The 20,535-nt window shown below is 63.7% G+C and carries 14 protein-coding genes; 5 read left to right on the top strand and 9 right to left on the bottom strand.

Annotated elements, in window-relative coordinates; all coding sequences use genetic code 11:
• Positions 1–42: 42 nt before the first annotated feature.
• On the bottom strand, positions 43–1,836 hold the full coding sequence (locus HNQ65_RS00760; protein ID WP_184337392.1) for a 2-oxoacid:acceptor oxidoreductase subunit alpha: 1,794 nt from the start codon (positions 1,834–1,836) through the stop codon (positions 43–45).
• A 344-nt stretch (positions 1,837–2,180) separates the two neighbouring features.
• Between HNQ65_RS00760 and HNQ65_RS00755 the strand changes: the two genes are divergently transcribed.
• Positions 2,181–4,574 (top strand): DEAD/DEAH box helicase, encoded by a 2,394-nt coding sequence (locus tag HNQ65_RS00755; protein WP_184337390.1) that lies wholly within the window; start codon positions 2,181–2,183, stop codon positions 4,572–4,574.
• Positions 4,575–4,681: 107 nt separating this feature from the next.
• Here the strand turns inward: HNQ65_RS00755 and HNQ65_RS00750 are convergent, their stop codons facing one another.
• Positions 4,682–5,326: a hypothetical protein gene (locus HNQ65_RS00750; protein ID WP_184337388.1), complete on the bottom strand. Its 645-nt coding sequence runs from the start codon at positions 5,324–5,326 to the stop codon at positions 4,682–4,684.
• A 192-nt stretch (positions 5,327–5,518) separates the two neighbouring features.
• Here HNQ65_RS00750 and HNQ65_RS00745 point away from each other — a divergent pair, with 192 nt between their 5' ends.
• Positions 5,519–6,961 carry an ATP-binding protein gene (locus HNQ65_RS00745; RefSeq protein ID WP_184337386.1) on the top strand — a complete coding sequence of 481 codons (1,443 nt, stop codon included), beginning with the start codon at positions 5,519–5,521 and terminating at the stop codon, positions 6,959–6,961.
• 318 nt (positions 6,962–7,279) lie between these two features.
• On the opposite strand, the gene HNQ65_RS00740 is transcribed toward HNQ65_RS00745, so the two are convergent.
• Together HNQ65_RS00740 and HNQ65_RS00735 are read right to left on the bottom strand one after the other, a co-directional pair.
• On the bottom strand, positions 7,280–8,863 hold the full coding sequence (locus HNQ65_RS00740; protein ID WP_184337384.1) for an aldehyde dehydrogenase (NADP(+)): 1,584 nt from the start codon (positions 8,861–8,863) through the stop codon (positions 7,280–7,282).
• 88 nt (positions 8,864–8,951) lie between these two features.
• Positions 8,952–9,740, bottom strand: a complete 789-nt coding sequence (locus HNQ65_RS00735) for a hypothetical protein (protein ID WP_184337382.1) — start codon at positions 9,738–9,740, stop codon at positions 8,952–8,954.
• Positions 9,741–9,935: 195 nt separating this feature from the next.
• On the opposite strand from HNQ65_RS00735, the gene HNQ65_RS00730 reads away from it, so the two are divergent.
• Positions 9,936–10,184: a hypothetical protein gene (locus HNQ65_RS00730; protein WP_184337380.1), complete on the top strand. Its 249-nt coding sequence runs from the start codon at positions 9,936–9,938 to the stop codon at positions 10,182–10,184.
• 92 nt (positions 10,185–10,276) lie between these two features.
• Here HNQ65_RS00730 and HNQ65_RS00725 read toward each other — a convergent pair whose 3' ends face one another.
• Together HNQ65_RS00725 and HNQ65_RS00720 are read right to left on the bottom strand one after the other, a co-directional pair.
• Positions 10,277–11,104 (bottom strand): fumarylacetoacetate hydrolase family protein, encoded by an 828-nt coding sequence (locus tag HNQ65_RS00725; protein WP_184337379.1) that lies wholly within the window; start codon positions 11,102–11,104, stop codon positions 10,277–10,279.
• Positions 11,105–11,228: 124 nt separating this feature from the next.
• Positions 11,229–12,230, bottom strand: coding sequence for a MerR family transcriptional regulator (locus HNQ65_RS00720; protein ID WP_184337377.1), 1,002 nt, complete (start codon positions 12,228–12,230; stop codon positions 11,229–11,231).
• 116 nt (positions 12,231–12,346) lie between these two features.
• Between HNQ65_RS00720 and HNQ65_RS00715 the strand changes: the two genes are divergently transcribed.
• Both HNQ65_RS00715 and HNQ65_RS00710 read left to right on the top strand, forming a co-directional pair.
• Positions 12,347–13,771, top strand: a complete 1,425-nt coding sequence (locus tag HNQ65_RS00715) for a nucleoside recognition domain-containing protein (RefSeq protein WP_184337375.1) — start codon at positions 12,347–12,349, stop codon at positions 13,769–13,771.
• Between the two features lie 86 nt (positions 13,772–13,857).
• The gene (locus HNQ65_RS00710) at positions 13,858–15,120 is read left to right on the top strand and encodes a glutamate racemase (RefSeq protein ID WP_184337373.1); all 1,263 of its coding nucleotides are present in this window, start codon (positions 13,858–13,860) and stop codon (positions 15,118–15,120) included.
• Positions 15,121–15,388: 268 nt separating this feature from the next.
• Here the strand turns inward: HNQ65_RS00710 and HNQ65_RS00705 are convergent, their stop codons facing one another.
• The 3 genes from HNQ65_RS00705 to HNQ65_RS00695 form a co-directional block, all read right to left on the bottom strand.
• Positions 15,389–15,964, bottom strand: a complete 576-nt coding sequence (locus tag HNQ65_RS00705) for a hypothetical protein (protein WP_184337371.1) — start codon at positions 15,962–15,964, stop codon at positions 15,389–15,391.
• Between the two features lie 246 nt (positions 15,965–16,210).
• A complete protein-coding gene (locus HNQ65_RS00700) occupies positions 16,211–18,943 on the bottom strand; it encodes a hypothetical protein (protein WP_184337369.1) in 2,733 nt (910 codons plus the stop codon).
• A 217-nt stretch (positions 18,944–19,160) separates the two neighbouring features.
• Entirely contained in the window at positions 19,161–20,486 is a 1,326-nt protein-coding gene (locus HNQ65_RS00695; RefSeq protein WP_184337367.1) for an ABC transporter permease, read from the bottom strand.
• Between the last annotated feature and the right edge of the window lie 49 nt (positions 20,487–20,535).

The following is a 20,535-nucleotide window of genomic DNA, read 5'->3' as shown; positions in this document are numbered from 1 at the left end:
AAAAAAGGTGTATGTGTGAGGCTGCGGGTGGCAGGGCGGGCATCAGGCCTGGGTCATGATCTTTTCCACGCCGGTGACGATCTCGCGGATGCGGAAGGCGAGGCCGTCGGTCTTGCAGACGGACTGGATGCGGGGATCTGCCAGGCTGGCGCGCAGAAGGGTGGCCAGCTGGCCGTAGCCGTAGAGGCCGGAGTCGTTCATCTCCACGCAGACGACATGCTTGTACTGCTTGAAGAGATCGCCCAGACCGGCGGGCATGGGGTGCAGGTGGCGGAGGTGGATGGCCCCCACTTTGTGCCCTTCGCTGCGCATGCGGGTCACGCTTTCCTTGATGGGGCCAAAGGTGCTGCCCCAGCCGACCACGAGGGCGTCACCGGTGGTGTCGCCATGGATCTCGGGCAGCGGCAGTTCCTTGGAAAGCTGCACCAGCTTGTTGCGGCGCTTGGCCGTCATGAGCGTATGCATCTTGGGGCTGCCGCTGGGGTGGCCCATTTCGTCGTGCTCCAGACCGGTGGCGATGGGGTACTTGCCGCCTGCCATCTTGGCTCCCGGCGGGGCGTGGCGGGTGATGGCGTCCAGCGGGTAGGGCTTGAAGTCAGCCGGGCGGGTGGCCAGGTCCAGCTCGGGCTCCACCCAGTGCTTGTCCAGATCAGGCTCTTCAAAGGCCTCGATGCGGCTGCTCAGGGCCTGATCGCTCAGGATGATGACGGGGCAGGAATATTTCTTGGCCAGCTTGCCGGCCTCCAGGGCGATGTAGAAGCAGTCTTCCACGTCCTTGGGCGCAAGCACGATGCGCGGGCTGTCGCCGTGGCTGCCGTAGATGGCCTGCATGAGGTCGGACTGCTCCACGCTGGTGGGCAGACCCGTGGAGGGGCCGCCGCGCTGCACGTTTACCACGATGAGCGGGATCTCCGCCATGCTGGCGTAGCCCAGGGCTTCCATCTTCAGGCTCAGGCCGGGGCCTGCACTGCCGGTGATGGCCAGGTGACCTGCAAAGGCAGCGCCGATGGTCATGGCCACAGCGGCCAGTTCGTCCTCTGCCTGCACGTAGATGCCGCCATACTTTGGCAGCTCCACGCGGAGGGTTTCCATGATGGAGGACCACGGGGTGATGGGGTAGGCGGAGCCGTAGCGCACACCGGCGGCGATCAGGCCGAGGGTCATCATCTGGTTGCCGTCCGCGCTGATGCGGTGGCTGCCTGGGGCCTCGCCAGGGACGAAGGAGAACTTCTCCACGTCGCCCACCTGATAGGCAAAACCGGCGTCAAAGGCCAGCAGCGCATTGCGCAGCACGCTCTCGTCCTTGCGGCCAAACTGGCGGCTGACGATGCCCACGAGCTTTTCCTTGTCGAGATTGAAGACGGCGCAGACCATGCCGAGCACGAACATGTTCTTGCCGCGGTCACGCGTGGAGCCGCCCACGGCCTCCACGGTGGCGGAGGTGAAGGGCACGCCGATGTGGATGATGCCACGGTCATGGTTCAGGTCCTCGGCGGTCATGTCGGCGGTGTCGTAGAAGCAGATGCCGCCTTTGCGCAGGGAGCCGATGTGGTTCTGGTAGCTGTGCTTGTAAAAGGCCACCAGCACGTCCGCCTCGTCGCCTTCATGCAGCACCTCGCCGGAGCCCAGATGCACCTGGAAGATGGACGGGCCACCGGAGATCGTGGACGGGATGGTCATGTAGGTCATCACCTCCTGGGCCGTGCGGCCTGCCAGACGGGCCAGGAAGCCCCCGATGGACTGGATTCCGTCCTGGGAGTTTCCGGCAAAGCGGATGACGGCGTTGCGAAGAGAGGTGGGGGCTGACGACGACGAAGGAGCTGAGACTGAAGACATGACGGGTACGCAGGCGAGGTATCGCCCGCAGGTTGGTTGGCTGGGTGAAAACGCGCATTCTAGGGGATGTTTTGCCGCCGTCCATGCTGGAGAGTGGCTTTTTTCTGCTCTCTCCGTGAACACAGCCGCAGGTCATAAGGGTAGTTTTGGCAGTGTTTTCGCACCTTCGATCACTCTTCATCCGTGCCCCTGGCTGCGCGCCTAGGGAGCCACCCAAGGCCTGCCCCCAAGATCAAACACCTTGCTATCTCCCTTTTCGGTGTCAATGTGACACCCCTCAAATTCTGGGGCGAGCATTGTTAACAGTCGAATCCGACCGCTCGTGAGTCCGTTAGTTTCGTTTTATGAGTACACACACCTTCCCTGAACTGGGAATTTCCCCTGAGCTTCTTGAAGCCGTCAAATCCCTCGGCTTTGAGCAGCCCTCTCCCATCCAGGCCCAGGCCATTCCCGTGGCGCTGACCGGCCGCGATGTGGTGGGCCAGAGCCAGACCGGTTCCGGCAAGACCATGGCCTTTGGCATCCCGGTGGTGCAGGGCGTGGACGGCTCTCTGCGCCAGGTGCAGGCCCTCATCCTCTGCCCCACACGCGAGCTGGCCATGCAGGTGTGCGCTGAGATCCACAAGCTGGCCTCCTTCAAGGAAGGCGTGCGCGCCACCCCTGTGTACGGCGGCGCCTCCTATGACCGCCAGATCCGCGCGCTGCAGAGCGGCTCCCAGATCGTGGTGGGCACCCCGGGCCGTATCCTCGACTTCATGGAGCGCGGACTCATCAAGTTCGACGCCCTCAAGGCCCTCGTCTTTGACGAAGCCGATGAGATGCTGGACATGGGCTTCAGCGACGACATCGACCGCCTGATGGCCGCCGTACCTAAGGAGCGCCAGACTATCTTCTTCTCCGCCACCTTTGAGCCGCGCATCCGCCGTCTGGTGGAAAACTACACGCGCAACGCCGCCACCATCACCATCCAGCAGAAGGCGCTGACCACCCCGACCATCGAGCAGCGCTACTACGAAGTACAGGGCCGCTCCAAGCTGGAGGTCCTCTGCCGCGTGATCGACATCGAGGCCCCGCGCCTGACGATCGTGTTTGCCAATACCAAGCGCGCTGTGGACGACGCCACCGACGCCCTCGTGGCCCGTGGCTACGCCGCCGACCGCCTGCATGGCGACATCAACCAAACCATGCGCGAGCGCGTGATGCGCAACTTCCGCAATGGCAACGTGGAGGTCCTCGTGGCCACCGACGTAGCCGCCCGTGGCCTGGACGTGAATGACATCGACCTCATCGTCAATCTGGAGCTGCCCTACGATGCGGAAGACTACGTTCACCGCATCGGCCGCACCGGCCGTGCCGGACGCAGTGGCAAGGCCGTGAGCCTCGTGGCAGGCCGTGAAATCTACCTCATGCAGCGCATCCAGCGCTTCATCAACATCCGCGTGGAGCGCGCCCGAGTGCCCTCGCAGGAGGAGCTCGAAGCCACCCGCGTGGACAAGACTTTTGAGAAGGTGAAGGCCGTGCTGGAAGGCGCCAGCTACACCAACCACGAGCACAGCATCCAGCGCCTGCTGGACATCGGCTTCTCCCCCACGGAGATCGCCAGCGCGCTGATGGACCTCCTCATGAAGGATCAGGTGCGTGAAACCGAGCAGATAGTGGAAGATCGCGCTGGAAAGAAATTTGAGCCCAAGCCGCGCCCGCAGGCTGCTGCGCCCGCCCCAAAACCGGCACCGGCCCCAGCTGCCACCCCTGCACCGCAGGCCGAAGCCGCCCCCGCTTTGGTGGCAGAAGCTGCCGCCCCCGCTTTGGTGGCAGAAGCTGCCTCCGCCGCTGAGGTCCCTGCCGCAGGCGCTGAGAGCACCGAGTCCGCTCCTGCACCGTCTGCAGAAGCCCCTGCGGCATCCGCCGCTCCTGCGGAAGAGGAAGACTCCGGCCCGGTGAACCCCCAGGCCGCCTCCCCTGCCCCGGCACCGCGCATGACTCCGGCCCGATTTGACAACGAGTACGACTCCGACCACGAAGACGCTGCAGACGAGCGCCCCCTGCCCAAGAAGCAGACCAGCTGGGTGCAGAAAGGCCCGCGCTCCGGCATGGTGCGCCTCTTCATCAATGTGGGCGGCATGGATCAGGTGCGCCCGCAGGACATCGCCGGCATGCTTTACAACACCATCCAGGACCTCCGCCCCGGCAGTATTGGCGCCATCGACGTGTTGGAGAAATGCAGCTTTGTCGAAGTCCCGGACGACTCCGTGGAAGCCGTGCTGGAAGGCGTGCGCGGTGCGCAGCTGCGCGGCCGTGATGTCCGCATGGACCACGCCGACCGTCCTGACGACACCAGCGGCATCCGCCCCAAGCGCTTCGGCGGTGGTGCCGGTGGCGGCTTCAAGAAGCCCGGCTTTGGCGGCGGCTTCAACAAAGGTGGCTTCAACAAAGGCGGATTCGGCGGTGGTGGTGGCGGTGGCTTCAAAGGCTACGGCGGCCAAGGCGGCGGATTCAAAAAGCCCGGCTTCGGCGGTGGCTTCAAGAAGGGCGGCTTTGGCAGCAAGCCATGGCAGAACCGCGAAGGCGAAGGCCCCAGCCCCGGCTACGGCGGCGATGAGGGCGGCCCACGCCGTGAAGATGCCGACAGAGGCGGCGGTGGTGGTTTTGGCGGTGGCGGCTACGGCGGCCCTCCCAAGCGCCCCTTCGGTGGCAACCGCTTCGGCGGTGGTGGTGGCGGCTTCAAAAAGAAGTGGTAGCCCGCAGCCCTGCCTCCGGCTGAACTAAAACCCCAAGTTTTCACCATGAGACCGTCCGCAGCCCGGACGGTCTTTTTGTTTTCACCCCTCGCGATGCTTTCCGCCCATCACGAGGAGGAGGCCCGCTGCTGCCGCAGCCAGGCGCGCGTGACGGTGGGCTTGAAGTCAAAGCTGGGCATCTGGCGGTCCACCACGGCATAGATCGAATTGGCCAGAACGACGACCACTTCGTTGTACCCTTGGTTCTGGAAATAACTCACAGAGACGTTGTAGGCGGTGATCTTCTCCTTCAGCATCGCCAGCGCGGCATCGCGCAGCTTGGTGGACTTGGTACGGATGTCTGCGGCTTCCTTGCGCAAGATGCCGCCCAGTCGTGGATTGGGGCCTGAAAGGGAACCACTGGGACTTTCGGCCTGCTCAGCCTGAAGCTCTTTGGCCAGGGCTTGTCGATTGGCAGTGATGAAGGCCTGATGCGCGCTGGCGTATTCCTGTTCCTTGAGAAAGAGATCCTTGAAAATGGTGATGAGCGCATCCACGGCCTTGCGGCCATTGCCAGTCTGCGTTTGGGAGAATGAGGTGAGCCTCTTGACCGTCTCCACCGCATGATTCATCTCCGGCTCATCCGCCAGCCGTAGTGGTCGCAGGCAGAGCGCCAGCGTAGGAGAAAGCAGCGGGTCCTGAGCCGATGCAGGCTCCGCCCCGGAGAGCACCCCCGCTAGCAGCATCATCATCAGGCAAAGACAGGCTTTCATCGGCATGCAGGGACAAACCCCGCGTAAGATGCTTTGTCACAGGCGAAACATCAAGTTTCCATCTGCCTCCAAGCCATGCAGCGCCACACGCTGCCATGCTGCTAGTTGCATCAAGAAATCATTGGCGGCACGCTTGGTGCACTCGTATTAAATCTCAGCAGACCGGCCCCCTGGCGGTCTAACTTTACATCCATGCCAACCTCCTCCGCCCTCCGCGACGCGCTGACACAGTCTCCGAACAACCTTTCGCTGCTGCTGCTCTATGGTCGTGCCTGCTTGGAAGAGCTGCATCTGGACGAAGCGCGCGAGGTTTTCTCCCGCGCTCTGGAGCTGGCCCCGGATCAAACAGATGCGCTGCTGGGCATCGCCCGGGTGCTCTTTCTGGAAGGCGACACCTCCGGCGCGGCTGTGCGTGCCGAGCGTGTGATCCTGCTGGAGCCGACCAATGCCCAGGCCCACCTGCTGCTGAGCCGCGTGTACCTCAGCGAAGGCGACCGCGCCAAGGCCATCGAACACTTTGACCGCGCCGCCCAGATCGACGGTACCATGAGCGATCCCGCGCTGGAGCGCGAGCTGGGCCGTACCGCCCGCGATGCCCGCAAGACCGCCCCGGCTCCCGCCCCCGAGCCCACCGGCCAGGAGCAGACCGCCAGCACCGGCCCGGGAGACCCCGACGAGTTTTTTGAGCCTCCTTTTGACGATCCGCCCTATGACTGGCGTCCCGAGACCTTTTACGCCCCAGGCGACCCCGAACGCGGCAATGTGACCTTTGCCGATGTGGGCGGCATGGAGGAGCTCAAGGAGGAAATCCGCCTTAAGATCACCTACCCGCTGCAGTTCCCCGATCTCTACAAGGCCTATGGCCGCAAGACCGGCGGAGGCATCCTCATCTACGGACCGCCCGGCTGTGGCAAGACGCTGATCCTGCGCGCCGTGGCTGGCGAGGTGCCGTGCAACTACCTCTCCGTGGGTCTGCACGAGATCTTTGACCCCTACTTTGGCAGCACCGAGCGGAACCTGCACCAGATCTTTGAAACCGCCCGCGCCAATGCGCCTTGCGTGCTGGTGTTTGACGACATCGACTCCCTGGCCATGGACCGCCGCCAGATCCGCGAGAGCCAGATGCGCAATCTGGTGAACCAGTTCCTGCACGAGATGGACGGCATCCGCAGCGACAACCAGCGCGTGCTGGTGATCGGTGCCACGAACCAGCCCTGGGCGCTGGACCCCGCCTTCCGCCGTCCCGGCCGTTTTGACCAGGCCATCTTTGTGCCGCCGCCAGATGCCCCTGCCCGCGCGCAGATCATCGAGCTGCTTGCCAAGGACAAGCCCATCGCCGAATTTGACACCGCCGAGCTGATCGAGGCTACGAACGGCTTCTCTGGTGCTGACCTCAAGTGGGTGTTTGACCGTGCCGCCGAGCTGGCGCTCTCCGCCGCCATCCACACCGGCCACCCGGTGCCCATCACCGAGGAGTTGCTGCTGGCCGTGGCCAAAGCCCACACGCCCACCACCCAGGAGTGGTTTGACGGTGTGCGCACCCACGCCCACAACACCCCGGACAACCCCGACAGCATCTTCAACGACATGCGCAAATTCCTCAACGCGCCGTCGAATACGAAGAAGGAGCGGTAGGAGGCGGCAAATCGGTGCCGATGCGCAGCATCTTTGGAGTGCGGTCGCGCAGATGCAAGGCGCAGGCCTGCATCGGAGCTACCGCTTTCGAACGGCTCCAGGCAGGCGTAACCCCTTCGTACTGGCGTGTGCCCAGAGAGGTGTTGTGTCCGGAGAGTATGCGCTATGACACGACATCATGCCTGCGAAAGCGGTAGCTGCGCTCGTGCCTCGCTCCGCGACCGCACTCCAAATGAGCGGCACACATCAGCAATGCCCCGAGCCGCGCCTGCTCGGGGGACAACCTGAAACTTTCAACAGCGCGTAGCCGCCTCTTCGTTACCGCGTCAGCACACCATCCACGATGCGCATGGCACCACGGGGATTGGCATCCTTGATGAGCTCAGGAAGCGCTTCTTCGGGGAAGCCCTGGTAGCACACGGGGCGGACAAAGCGGTAGATGCTGCCGGTGCCGATGCTGGTGAAGAAGCTGTGGCTGGCGGCAGGGTACGGGCCGCCGTGGTGCATGGAGGGACAGACCTCGATGCCGGTGGGGAATCCATTGAAGATGATGCGGCCCACCTTGCGCTCCAGCGCGCGGATGAGCGGGGCGTAGTCTCGCAGGTCCTGCTCGGTGCCTTGGATGGTGGCGGTCAGCTGGCCTTCCAGTCCGGCGGTGTAGCGCAGCATGTCGTCCAGCGTGGCGCATTCGGTGATGATGGAGCAGGGGCCGAAGACCTCGCGGCGCAGCTCGGCGTTGGACTCCAGCACGTCGATGGTGGTGGTGAAGATGCGGCAGGCTGCCTGAGAGGCCTCCTCGCTGGCGGGGGCTTCGGATTGTCCAGCCAGCTCCAGGCCGTCAATCGTCTGCCACACGGCGGTGCCTGCGTCGTAAGCTTCGCAGATACCACGATGCAGCATGGTCTGGGGTGCCACCTTGGCGGCAAAGGAGGAGGCGCTGCTGATGAACTCCTTGAGCCCGTCGCTCTTGAGGCCGAGCACCACGGCGGGATTGGTGCAGAACTGGCCCACGCCCATGGTCACGGAGCCGATGTAGGCCTCGGCGATCTTGGCGGCACGCTCCTTGAGCGCACCGGGGAGCACATACACGGGGTTCACGGAGCCCATTTCCGCATACACGGGGATGGGGTGTGCGCGGGCTGCAGCCACGTCCATGAGCGCACGGCCACCGCGCAGGGAGCCGGTGAAGGCCACGGCCTGGGTCAGCGGGTGCTTCGTCAGCGTGGTGCCGATGTCATTGCCCTTTCCGTGCACGAGGGAGAAGCAGCCTGCAGGCAGGCCCACCTTGTGCAGTGCGGCCAGCACGGCGCGGGAGAGCATCTCGCAGGTGCCGGGGTGTGCGGGGTGGCCTTTCACCACCACCGGGCAGCCGGAGGCCAGGGCGCAGACGGTGTCCGTGCCGATGACGCCGATGGCGAAGGGGAAATTGGACGCGCCAAACACCACCACAGGGCCGATGGGCAGCAGCACGCGGCGCACGTCTGGCTTTGGCAGCGGCTGGCGGTCCGGTATGGCGTGGTCCACGCTGGGCTGCGCCCAGGAGCCTTCGCGGATCAGGGCGGCGAAGAGCTTGAGCTGGCCGATGGCGCGTCCGCGCTCGCCGGTCAGGCGTGCCATGGGCAGCGCGCACTCGGCATGGGCGCGCTCCAGCAGCGCGTCTCCGAGGGCGGTGATCTCTTCGGCGATGGTGTCCAGCAGCTTGGCGCGTGTCTCAGGCGTGGCGGTGCGCAGGGCGTCAAAGGCGGCGTCTGCGGCCTGCAGGGCTTCATCGGCCTCGGCATGGGTGGCGTCGCCAAAGACGGGCTCCAGCTGCGCGCCGGTGGTGGGATTGAAGGCGTGGAAGAAATGGCCGTGGGGAGCAGCCTCGCGGCCGGCAATGAGGTGGTGTCCGGTGAGTGTCATGGATGGCGGAGTGTCTAGAGAGAAATGCGGCCTCGTCCAGCACGGTTGCGTGTGGTGTGGATGACTCCGCCACTCTCCTCCGCCCCGCCTACTGCGGCAGCTTTTTCAGCGCGGCGCTGGTCATGCGTTTCATGATCTCGGATTCCGTGGGTGGCAGCGGCATGACGGGCATCAGCGGAGTGCCTGTGGTGGAGCTGTTGGAGTGGATGCTGCTTTTTGTCAGCATGGACTCCGCCTGCCAGGTCACATGGCCGGTGGCGGTGTCCAGCAGCGAGTAGCTGGCGGCCACGGTGCGCCGGGCCACCGCGCTCAGTACATTCTCCACCACTCTGGAGCTGCTGCGGCAGGAGCTGCCACACCCGCTGGCGCAGGCCCCTGTGCGGCAGGTTTTGCCGTTCACCTTTCCACAGCAGCAGCTGGAGCTGGCGGTTTTGATGAAGCTGTTTTGCCGCGAGTCCTGCTCCACGAAGTTGTCCCGAAGATCGATCCACAGCAGGTAGTCGATGCCCCGGGCCTGCACCTTGCGGATGAATCCGGGGCTGAGCTTGCTGCCGAGGACGATGGGCACGCCCGAGCTGAACCTTGTGGGCGCAGAGCCCACCGCCTGCTGCACCGCCGCCATGCTGAGCACGCGCGAGCGCCTGAGCCGCCGCTGCATCTCCTCCTCTGCATTCATCAGGATGATGCTCTCCTCCGTCTGCCCGGGGTAAACATTCACCCCCGGTGCCGTGAGCCCGCCCACCGCCAGCGTCCGCCCCCGCAGCCCCTGCTTTGGCAGACTGCTGGTGACCGAGAGCGTGGGGTCGGACCGGCAGCTGCTGAGCCAGAAAGAGAGCAGGAAAAGGACAAACGTGGAATGCAGAGCCGCAGGCTTCATGGTCGGGAGGGGCACAGCATTTTCAGACGCTGGCTTAGACTTTTTATTCAAACCAAGACGTCCACACCCATTCGATGTCCGCTCGATCCATCGCGGCATGAAACGCTCGATTCCCGCACCGAATAACGGGAAACAGCCGAAGCAAGAAGTCCGGGCCGATCTCGTTTCTGCCGATGCTACACACCACCCGCCGCCATGAAGCCATTGCCCCGTCCATGCATTTTCGGGATGCTCGTGCTGATCACTGCCTCCGGTGCCTTGACCCACTGCTCCTCCGACAAGACTTACCTGTCCAAGCCCGTGAACATGTCGGATCTGAGAAACATCAATCCACGTGGCTACCTGAACTCCCTGACTCCGCATGAGCGGGAGGCGGCAGCCATGGAAATGGGCAGCAGGGAGATGGAGAGCCGGAAGATCGAACGAAGCAAATTCATCAGGTGAGCTGCTGCGATGCCCGGCTTCTCAAGAAACGGGCGGCACTGAGCCAGGAGGATCTGGATGCCCCCCCCGCTCTGCCATTGCCCGCTTCATCCTCACGCCATCGGATTCACCAGCGTGCCGATGCCGTCAATCGTGATGCTGATGACGTCTCCGCTTTGCAGGGTGAACTCGTCTCCGGGGACGATGCCGGTGCCGGTCATGAGGAAGGTGCCGGTGGGGAAGGTGTTGTCGCGGAAGAGGAAACCGGCCAACTCTGCGGGGGTGCGCTTGAGCTGGGAAAGGGTGGTCTCCCCCTCAAAGGCGGCGGCTCCGGCGCGGTCGATCTGCAGATGGATGCGGGTGGTGGGCGCGGGGGGCTCGTTCTGAATGAGGATGGCGGGACCGAGGGCGGCGCAGAGCTTGAAGCACTTGGCCTGTGGCAGATAGAGAGGGTTCTCGCCTTCGATGTCGCGGCAGGATAGGTCATTGCCCACGGTGTAGCCGATGATGTCGCCACGGCTGTTGATGCAAAGGGTCAACTCGGGTTCGGGCACCATCCATTTGGAGTCGCTGCGCAGGTGCATGGCCTGCCCGGGATGCGCCACGCGCTGCGGGGTGGCCTTGAAGAAAATCTCGGGGCGCTCGGCGGCATACACGCGGTCGTAGAAGCTGCCGCCGCCTGCGTCCTTGCTCTCCTCCATACGTGCGGTGCGGCTGCGAAAGTAGGTCACGCCTGCAGCCCACACTTCCTGGGAAACGATGGGAGCCAGAATGCTTTCGGGCGCGGGGGCTTCCACGACGGGCGTGGTGGTGGCGATCTGTGCAAGGTAAGCGGGAAGACCCACGACTTCGAGCAGGGCGTCCCAGTTGGTTTCCGGCACGGCGTGCCAGGTGGTGGCGGACTGAATGAAGATGCCGGTGGTGGTGCGGTAAAGAAGCATGGGACGTGCAGAGTAGAGGGATGCTCAATACGCGCAACAGGCACGAGTTTTTAATAGTCTGTGGCGGCGGGCGAGATCACGCGTCCCATTCCCCCTTCTGCACACCCATGTTGGGCGCTGCCACTCATCGCGGGGTTTTGCTCAGGGCGTCGTCCAAGCCGTGCAGGCAGCTGACCCACTTGATGGCCAGCTCGGGCAAAAGGGTGCGGTAGCTCTCGGCGGAGCGCCCACCCACGATGAGGCGCATATTGGCCGGCAGCAGGTCGCGGATGCGGCGCAGCTTTTCGGTGATGACGGGGCAGCCCTCGGGATACACGACGCTGAGCGCCACGGCGGTGGCATTCCTCGCGATGGCGCAGGCGGCGATCTCCTCCACGGGCAGATTGGGGCCGAGGTAGGTCACATACCAGCCGAGATCCCGTGCGGAGGCGGCGACGATGAGCGCGCCCAGCTCGTGCAGCTCCCCTGCGGGTGTGGCCACGATGAGCTCCGGCGCATGCAGCGGCACCTGGCTGCCGGGCACCGGGGTGAGCAGGATCTCGCGGATGACGGCGGTGAGGATGTGCTCGTGGCCGGGGCGCATCTCGCCAAATTGCCACTGGCTGCCCACCTTGATCAGCATGGGGCAGATGACGCGGTGCAGCATGCCGCGCTGACCATACTGCATGCGGGCCTGGAGAATGATGCGGCGCAGGCCTTCGCAGTCATAGCGCTTGGAGGCTTCCAGGGCGTCCTCCACGCACTGCTCGGGGCTCACCTGCGCAGGGGCGGCGGGGCTGGCGGGCTCGGCCACAGGCTGCGGGGTGGCGGGCTCTGCCGGCAGGGTGGTGCCGGGTGCCACAGCAGGGGCGGGTGCCGGTGCCTGCGCGGCCTGGGGCACAGCGGTCAGGTCCTGCACCAGCGCCTCCAGCTCGGCGGTGCTCAGCCGTGCCACACCGCCGATGCGGTGGCCGTTTTCCGTCAGGGTCTTGAGCAGCTTCAGGCGCTTCACGGCTTCATCGCAGTACATGCGCCGGTTGGTGCAGGTACGGCTGGGGCTCAGTGCACTGTAGCGCCTCTCCCAGATGCGGATGACATGCTGGCTGAGGCCACTGAGTTTGCTGGCTAGCTGGATGGGACAGGGCATGAATGAAGTGGCGGAATCAGAAAATCGGAGGGGAGGAGTTTTTGTCTGGCGCGCTAACGTTTACGCATTACCCCATCTTCTGGTTACTATGTTGTCATTTTTTCCTCCTCCATAGCATGCTGAACTACATCTGGGCCACACTTCTCTTTACCGGTCTCCTCGTCGCCGGGCTCATGGGGCGGGTGTCGGGAGACGCCAGCGTCATCGATGCGGCGATGAAGGGCGCGGAAAAGGCGGTGATGGGCATCGCCCTGCCGCTGGCGGGCATGATGATGTTTTGGCTGGGGGTCCTGCGCCTGCTGGAAAAGGCGGGCGTGCTGGAGGCCGTGGTGCGCGTGCTCTCCCCGCTGCTGCGCCGCCTCTTTCCCGATGTGCCCACCGGCCACCCGGCCATGAGCGCCATGGTGATGAATCTCTCCGCCAACATGCTGGGCCTTTCCAACAACGCCACGCCTCTGGGCCTCAAGGCCATGGGCCACCTGCAGGAGATCAACCCGCACAAGCAGAGCGCCAGCAATGCCATGATCACCTTTCTGGCGCTGAACACTGGGGCCTTCACGCTCATCCCCATGACGGCGATGAATTTTCTTAATGCGGCGGGCGTGAGCCACAGCTTTCGCGTCATCGTGCCCACCATCCTGGCCACGGCCTGCGCCTCCGTGGCGGCGGTGCTGGCGGCCAAGAGCTTTCAGCGTCTGCCGGGCTTTGCCGTGCAGCCGGACGAGCTGGCGGCAGAGGGCGCGGCCACGAGCACGCGGCCTGCGGGCATCACAGGCCGGGGGGGCTTCTGGCTCACCGTTCTGGGCGTGCTCTTTCTCGGCGTCACGGTGCTGGAGCTGGGCCCGCCCTCCTGGCGGCAGACGGTGCTGCAGCAGACCGGCATCTCCGGCATGATGACGAAGGCCGCGCAACGCAAGGCGGATGCGGAAAAGGCGCTCTCTTTAAAGAAGAAGGAGGCACGCACCGCCGCCACAGCGCAGGGGCCGCAAGAGCCGCCCGTGTGGCGTCGGGTCATGGACGGAGCCTCCGGCCTGGCCATCCCCGCCATCCTCATGCTGGCCGTGGGCGTGGCCTGGGCGCGCGGGGTGCGGGTGTATGAGGAATTTGTGGACGGGGCCAAGGAGGGCTTTCAGGTGGCGGTGCGCATCATGCCCTACCTCGTGGCCATGCTCACGGTGCTGGCCATTCTGCGGGAATCCGGTGCCTTCCAGCTGCTGGAGTACCTGCTGGCCCCGGTGCTGAATGTGCTGGGCTTTCCCGTGGAGCTGCTGTCCCTGGCGCTGATGCGCCCTCTCAGCGGCAGCGGCGCGCAGGGCATCCTGAATGAGATCCTGACCCGCCCGGACCTGAGCGAGATGGTGAAATTCACCGCCGGCATCCTGTATGGTTCCACGGAGACCACCTTCTACGTGCTGACCGTTTACTTCGGCAGCGTGGGCGTGCGCCGCTTTCGCCATGCGCTGGTGGCAGGGCTGACGGCCGACTTTGTGGGCATGGTGGCCGCCGTGTTCTTTGGGCGGCTGTTATTTGCCTTCTCCTAATGACCGTCATGGAGTAACCACCGGGAGCGGGCTTGATTGGCACGAATAATGCAGCGAATCTCCAACCCCCACCCCCTGGCCGCCCCATGAAAACAATCACCACGTTGATCCTGCTGGCCACCGCCGCCCAGGCCGCAGACCTCATCGATCATGTGCGCAGCCATCCTGATGGCAAAGCGGCCTTCACCGTGGACACCACCGCGTGGAGCGATGCCGATGCCACACGCCATCTGCCCATCGGCGTGTTTGACTCGGGCATCGGCGGGCTGACCGTGCTGGAGGCGCTGCTGACGATGGACGCCTTTGACAACAACACCCTGCAGCCCGGTGCCGATGGTGTGCCCGACTTTGCGCAGGAGAGATTCATCTACTTTGGCGACCAGGCCAATATGCCCTACGGCAACTACTCCGCCGTGCAGCGCACCGATTACCTCAAGGAGCTCATCCTCAAAGACGCCATCTTTCTCCTGGGCCGCCGTGCGTGGCCTGCCGAGGGCGACACCCCGCACTACGACAAGCCGCCCGTGAAGGCCATCGTGATCGCCTGCAACACCGCCACCGCCTACGGCCTGGAAGACGTGCGCAAAGCCGTGGCCGCCTGGGGGCTGCCGGTGATCGTGGTGGGTGTGGTGGAGGCCGGAGCACGCGGCGTGCTGGAGTCAAACTCAGACGGCGGCATCGGCATCCTGGCCACTGTGGGCACCTGCGCCAGCAAGGTGTATCCGCGCACCATCTCCACCACGCTGGGCCGTGCGGGCCACAGCGTGCCGCTGATCGTGCAGCAGGGCAGCACCACGCTGGCCGGGGCCATCGAAGGAGACACCGCCTTTCCCGAATCCGTCTCCTCCTACGCACTCAAGGAAGCCCGCGCCCTCACCGCCGCCTACAGCGCCGCCAAGCCCCGGCAGCCGCTGCAGACCATCGTGCTGGGCTGCACCCACTTCCCGCTGGCGCAGGACGAGATCGACACCGCCTTTGCCGCGCTGCGGAAAGAGGACGCCTACCACGACCTCATCGCCGAGCACCGCACCTTTGTGAATCCCGCGCAGTCCACCGCACGCGAGCTCTTTCAGGAGCTGGCCCGCGCCAAACTGCGCCTCAAGCCCGGCGAATCCTGCGTGATGGAGCGCGGCCTCTTTTACCTCTCCGTCCCCCATGTGGAGGAGGTGGGCATCCAGCTCTCCGGAGACGGCAGCCTGGACAAGGACTACAAATACTCCCGCAGCCCCGGCCACTTCGACTTTGAAGACACCAAAAACATCCCCCTCACCCCAGCCCTCATGCCCCCCGCCAGCGCCCGCCTGGTGAAGGAAAGACTGCCTGCGGTGTGGAAGGGGCTGAAGAAGTAGAGGCACAAGGAACGGCTGCCAGCGCGCACCTCATTTGGAGTGCGGTCGCGCAGATGCACGGCGCAAGCCTGCATCGAAGCTACCGCTTTCGAGCGGCTCCTAGCACCCGCAAACACAAAGAGCAATCTTGCGTCCAGAGCAGTCTTCTACTTGCATGGCATGAAACTATTCGCCCACCGTTCACCATGCGAAAGCGGTAGCTGCGTTCGCGCCTCGCTCCGCAACCACACTCCAAATATCTTTCCGATCTGCCCCCTATGGAGCGCCCTTACTTCTCCTCAAGCCGCGCGTAGGTGTTGGTCCCGACCTCCCGCCACCCATGCTCTTTGATCAGCGCCTCCAGCGCGGCGCGAAAGCGCTTTCTTCGACCTGACACGGTCTGCTTGAAGTCGCTCCCATGCGGAAAGACCGAGCTGATCAGCACCTTGACGCGGCCATCGGGAAACCTCTTCAGCATGGGAGACTCCAGGTTCTTCAAAATGGCCTCGGCGATCTCCGCCGCCGGTCCTTTGACGTTCACCCGTTTCGCCATCGCATGCAGCTGCCGCCTGCCGGTGGATGTGATCTCGGCGGTGTGCGCCTCCACATTCACGCACCAGCGCTGAATCTCTGCGCGTGTCGATCCATTCACCGTACCGCCATGACGCTCGATGCTGAAGGTCAGCGACGGCGGATTCCACGCCATGTCCTCTGTGCGTCCCCGGATCTTCTGCGCCTGCATGCCCCCGGCCCGCGATCCCCGCAGAGACCGCCACGCCTCAGCCAGCAAAAACTCAATCTCCCCCACTTCCAGCGGCGCACCCGGTGCCAGCCCCATGAGATAATCCTTGAGCGATGTGTCCATGTGCAAACCCATGCCCGGAGCTGCCACCAATGCCAGCGGATTCAACAAGTGACGAGCATGGAAAGCAAAACGAAACCGCCAATTCAACACCTCCAAAACACACTCAATGCAGAATCCAATGCTATCTGGCAGTTGGATTCCGAGCATCCCATTCGGCTGAATCGGCAAGCGGAAATTTGGAAAGAAGCCGATTCTGAATACCACGCACCACACATAGAATTGTGCCGACCACTATCCGGCCAGCCCTCACTCCCGGCCACGCACCTGATCGCAGGTGATGAACAAGACCTGCAGCACATCTGCGTTTTCCGCATCCTGCTTTCCGAGCGGCTTCCACACAGCGAGCATGCGGGCACAGCCATCGGGCACCACCGTTTCGGCGGATAGCTGCATGAGGTAGAAATCGGTCAGCGTCAGCTCCAGACGGCGGCCTGCGGTGTCGATGACCTCCTCCTTGTGCTCGTGCGGATCAGCGGTGTGGAATTCTGAGTTGAGCACGAGACTGACCACACAATCCCCTGCTCTGCCTGCGGCCTCCACCTCGGTGCATGAGCCGACGAGGCGCGCATCGTTTTCCACTGCTCCCGTAAAGTAGGGATGCTGCACACCCTGCTCCGCCTTGCCTTTGGCTCCAGCCATGGTCTCGATGCGGGAGAGGCCGAGATGCCTGGCGCTGCCCTGATGCACGGCCTCAAGCACCTGCTGCATCTCCCTGCGATGATCGCACCGGCCAGCGGTCTCCGCCATGAGCCGCTGCACCAGCGGGCCCGGTGCCTCCACCACCTGAGATGTGACGACCACACGGGCGAGGGCTGTTTCACGCTCGATCCACTCCACACACTTCTGCACCTTGTCCAGGTTCTCCGCGGTGTTTCTGACCGTGATCTGGCTGGCGGCACCGCCGCTGCGCGCCCATGCGCCCTGCGGAAATGAAATACCATGCTCTACCAGAATCTCCTGCACGCTCTTATGCTTTGAGCGGTCCGTGATCTGATCATGAACGCTCTCGTTTTCAGATCCTGAAATAAAATCCGGCGACACCCTGAAGCTGCGCACAAACTGCTCCTGCGACTCCACCTTTGCCACAGTGGCCAGCATCTGCTCCAGCGTGGGGCCGTTTGGCTTGATGCGTGCGCTTTGGGGCATCACATCGCAATGCAGAAAGGTGGCGATCAGCTCATCTCCCGCCGCCTCTTCTCCTGGAGGCTTGAGCAGGGCAAACAGCCGCGTGCTGCCATTCTTCACATGCCACCCGGTCACCGTCTGCTGGGCATGCGCGTGCATGATGGGAAAGCTCTGCCTCTTTTTGGCACCGGGACTCAGCATGACGACGTGCGCCACCTCTGGCGGCAGAGGATGAAATTCATGAGAGAGATTGAGCTCCATGCTGTCATCCCAGCTGTTCAGCGTGGGCTCAAACTCCAGGATGGCTCCCGCCCGGCTGGTTTCAAACTGCGCCGCCATGCGGCCCGCCTTGTCCTGCCCGTAGTGGCTCAGAAACGAGTACTCCTGCACGGCCTCCAGCTTGGCGCGTGCGCCCGACTTGGTTTCCATCCGGCTGGTGCCGACCCGCCTGAGGTCATGGAGCCCGGCATCCAGCGCCTGCTGCACCTGCCGCCATTGCGCGTCGTGGTCATACTGGGCTGCGGCCTGTGCGGCGAGGCTGCGGAGGAATGCGCCTGAGCCACGCACGCTGTGCAGTGTCAGCGCCACGGTGCGCGGCAGCTTCAAGGTCAGGTAATCGACCAGCGCCACGATGCGCTCGATGTTCTCCTGCGTATTCACCACCGTCAGCACCTCCTCATGGATCACCGCCGCTGCGCCCGCGACCGGCAGAATGCCGTGAGTGTCGAAGTAAGGCTGAAGCGTCTGCCCGGATTTCAGGCATTCATTTTCCAAAAGCCCGGGCGTCACGCTCAGCGCCAGCCTGCGCATGCCGGAGGGCACCTGCAGCTCCGCCTCAGGGAGCCTGGGCCTGACACGCGAAGCTTTGTCCACCTTCACGATGTTCGTGGTGAGGAAAGCCGCCCACTGCACATCTCTGCGCCCGGCACCTGCCTTGCCATAGGGGCTGACCACCCCGAGCAGCCGCGTGCTGCCCGCCTGCACAGTGGCCTCTGCCACCAGACGCAGCATGGGCACCGCGACGAATGGAAACTCGACGGGACTTCCCGTGGTGGGATCGGCTGAAGTCATCTTGCGTTCCTGAGGAGGAGCAGGGCTCAGCTCCAGAGTGTAGCTGAGGTCGATGGTCTTTCCGTCAGCCCCGATGGATGGCTCCATTTCCAAATTCAGGCCGATGCTCCGCATTTCATGATCGGAGGAGAGGTGGCCTTGATCATCCATGCTGAAGATGGGGCAGGCATGCTCCTTCACCGACCGCGTCGTGGCACGTGTGCCGGACTTCGTTTCCAAATAGGCATCCTGCACCACGCGCACCTGCGGCTCCGCCGTGGCCGCCTGCTGCATCAGGCCCGCGAGCGCGCTGGCGGCATCTTCCTGCGCCACCGCTGCACTCGCCTCCCGGATGATCTCCCCCGGCCCCTCCACCACGGTCAGCACGAAGCTCACGTGGTGTGGATAGTGCAGGCCGCTGCTGTCAAAATAAGCCTCGCACAGATCCAGATTTGCCTGCGTGTTCACAACGGTGAGCGTGCCTGAATAGGAATCAAAGGAGGCGCTGGCACCATCTGGAAAGGTCACCCCCACCTCAACCAGTTTATCCCGTGCTGACTTGATCAGCGGCACAGGTTCGCCCGGCTTGCGCTTCCGCGGTGGTGTCGTTGCAAAGGGATCTGCAGCCACAGCATCCTGATCCACCTCTTCCGTGATCGACAAAAGATCAGGCGGCACCTTGTGGAAGATGCGCGTCTTCAGCTCTGCAGCTTCGCTCTTCACCTCAGTCTTCGCAGCCTGCGCCGCGGCCCCTATCAGACAAAGCGCCACCCAGCACGAATAAAAAAGAAAGCGCCAGCTCATGCCGCCAGCTTATTCGTCCCCACAGCTTTTCGTCGAGAGCAAATGTCATGCTTACTACAGCAAGTTGCTACCGCTTTCGCAGGTACCGTTCTCGATGACAAATCTCTTTGCTAAGAGCTCCGATGTCCGCACCGGCTCCGGGCGTGCTCCCTGCCACTCATCCACAAACAAGCCTGCCAGCACATACGGCGCAGACTCATAATGTGGAGCCACCCTCCTACGTATGCCTTAACGCCTCCACCGGATTCATCTGGGCGGCACGGCGTGCAGGGTAGATGCCGAAGGCGACGCCCGTGAGAACGGAGATGGAGAAGGCAAGGATGGGGGACCACATCTTGATGACAGTGGTGACGCCCGCAAATTTGGTGACAGCGAGCGGGATGCTGAGACCGAGGACGACGCCGAGCACACCGCCGACGCCGGCAAGCAGGACGGTCTCGATAAGGAACTGCACCACGATGTCGTTTTGCCGAGCACCGAGGGCGCGACGGATGCCGATCTCTCGGGTGCGCTCGGTCACGCTGGCGAGCATGATGTTCATGATGCCGATGCCGCCCACGAGCAGGGAGATGGCGGCGATGCTTCCGAGCACGATGCTGAAGATCTGCTTGGTGCGCTCGGCTTGTTTGAGCAGCTCCACGGGGACGATGATACGCCAGTCTTCCTTTTTATGGTTGCTGGTCATGAGGTGGCGGATGGCCTCGGCGCGGCTTTCCACTTTGTTGACGTCGTCCACGCGGATGACGGCTTCGTGAAACTGGACCTTTTCCGCCTCAAAGCTGCCAGTGCGGAAGCGGAAGAAGACCTCGCCGTACTGGTCCATGAGGGTGCTGAAGGGGATCATGATCTGCGCCGGAGAGGAGGCGGAGGCACTGGCGCCTCCAGCGTCTGTGCCGACCGACTGGCCTTCATCTTCAATGATGCCGATGACCTTGTAGTAGAAGCCTTTGACGCGGACGGATTTCCCCACGGGTGTGGAGAGCATGAAGAGGCGGTCTGCCACGGTCTGATTGATGACACAGACGGGCACGGTGTCTTTCATTTCGAGGTCGTTGAAAAAGCGCCCCTGGGTGATGCGGCGGTTGCGCATCTCAGGATAAATGGGCAGCACCCCCATGACCTGGCCGTCGATGCTGCGGTCGAGATTCCAGATGTTTTCGGAGATGTAACGGCTGGGGACGACGACGTGAATGTCCGGCACGGTCTGGCGGATCTGCTGGATGTCGCGCAGGGTGATGCCGTATTCACTGATCATGCTGCGGGACTCGCCGCTGGAGCCCTGGCCGTCCGGGGGCTTGACGCTGCTGAGGATGATGTTCTGGCTGCCGAGCTTGCGGATCTGCTCCTGAGCTTCGTAGCTGGCGCCTTCGCCAATGGCGAGCATGGCCACCACAGAGGCGACGCCAAAGACGACTCCGAGCGCGGTCAGAAAGGAGCGCAGCTTGTGCAGCCAGATGGTCTTGATGCCCAGGGAAAGGGTGCGCCACAGATGCTGGGGCGAGAAGAGGAGACGGAGTACGGGATGTGCGGCGAAAAAAGACATTCTTTGGGGGAGCAGCGTTACATACGGCGGCAGGTGCGGGAAATTGCCA

The organism is Prosthecobacter vanneervenii, from assembly GCF_014203095.1.
Classification (GTDB): Bacteria; Verrucomicrobiota; Verrucomicrobiia; order Verrucomicrobiales; family Verrucomicrobiaceae; genus Prosthecobacter; species Prosthecobacter vanneervenii.
This window is presented reverse-complemented; position numbering and strand designations above follow the sequence as displayed.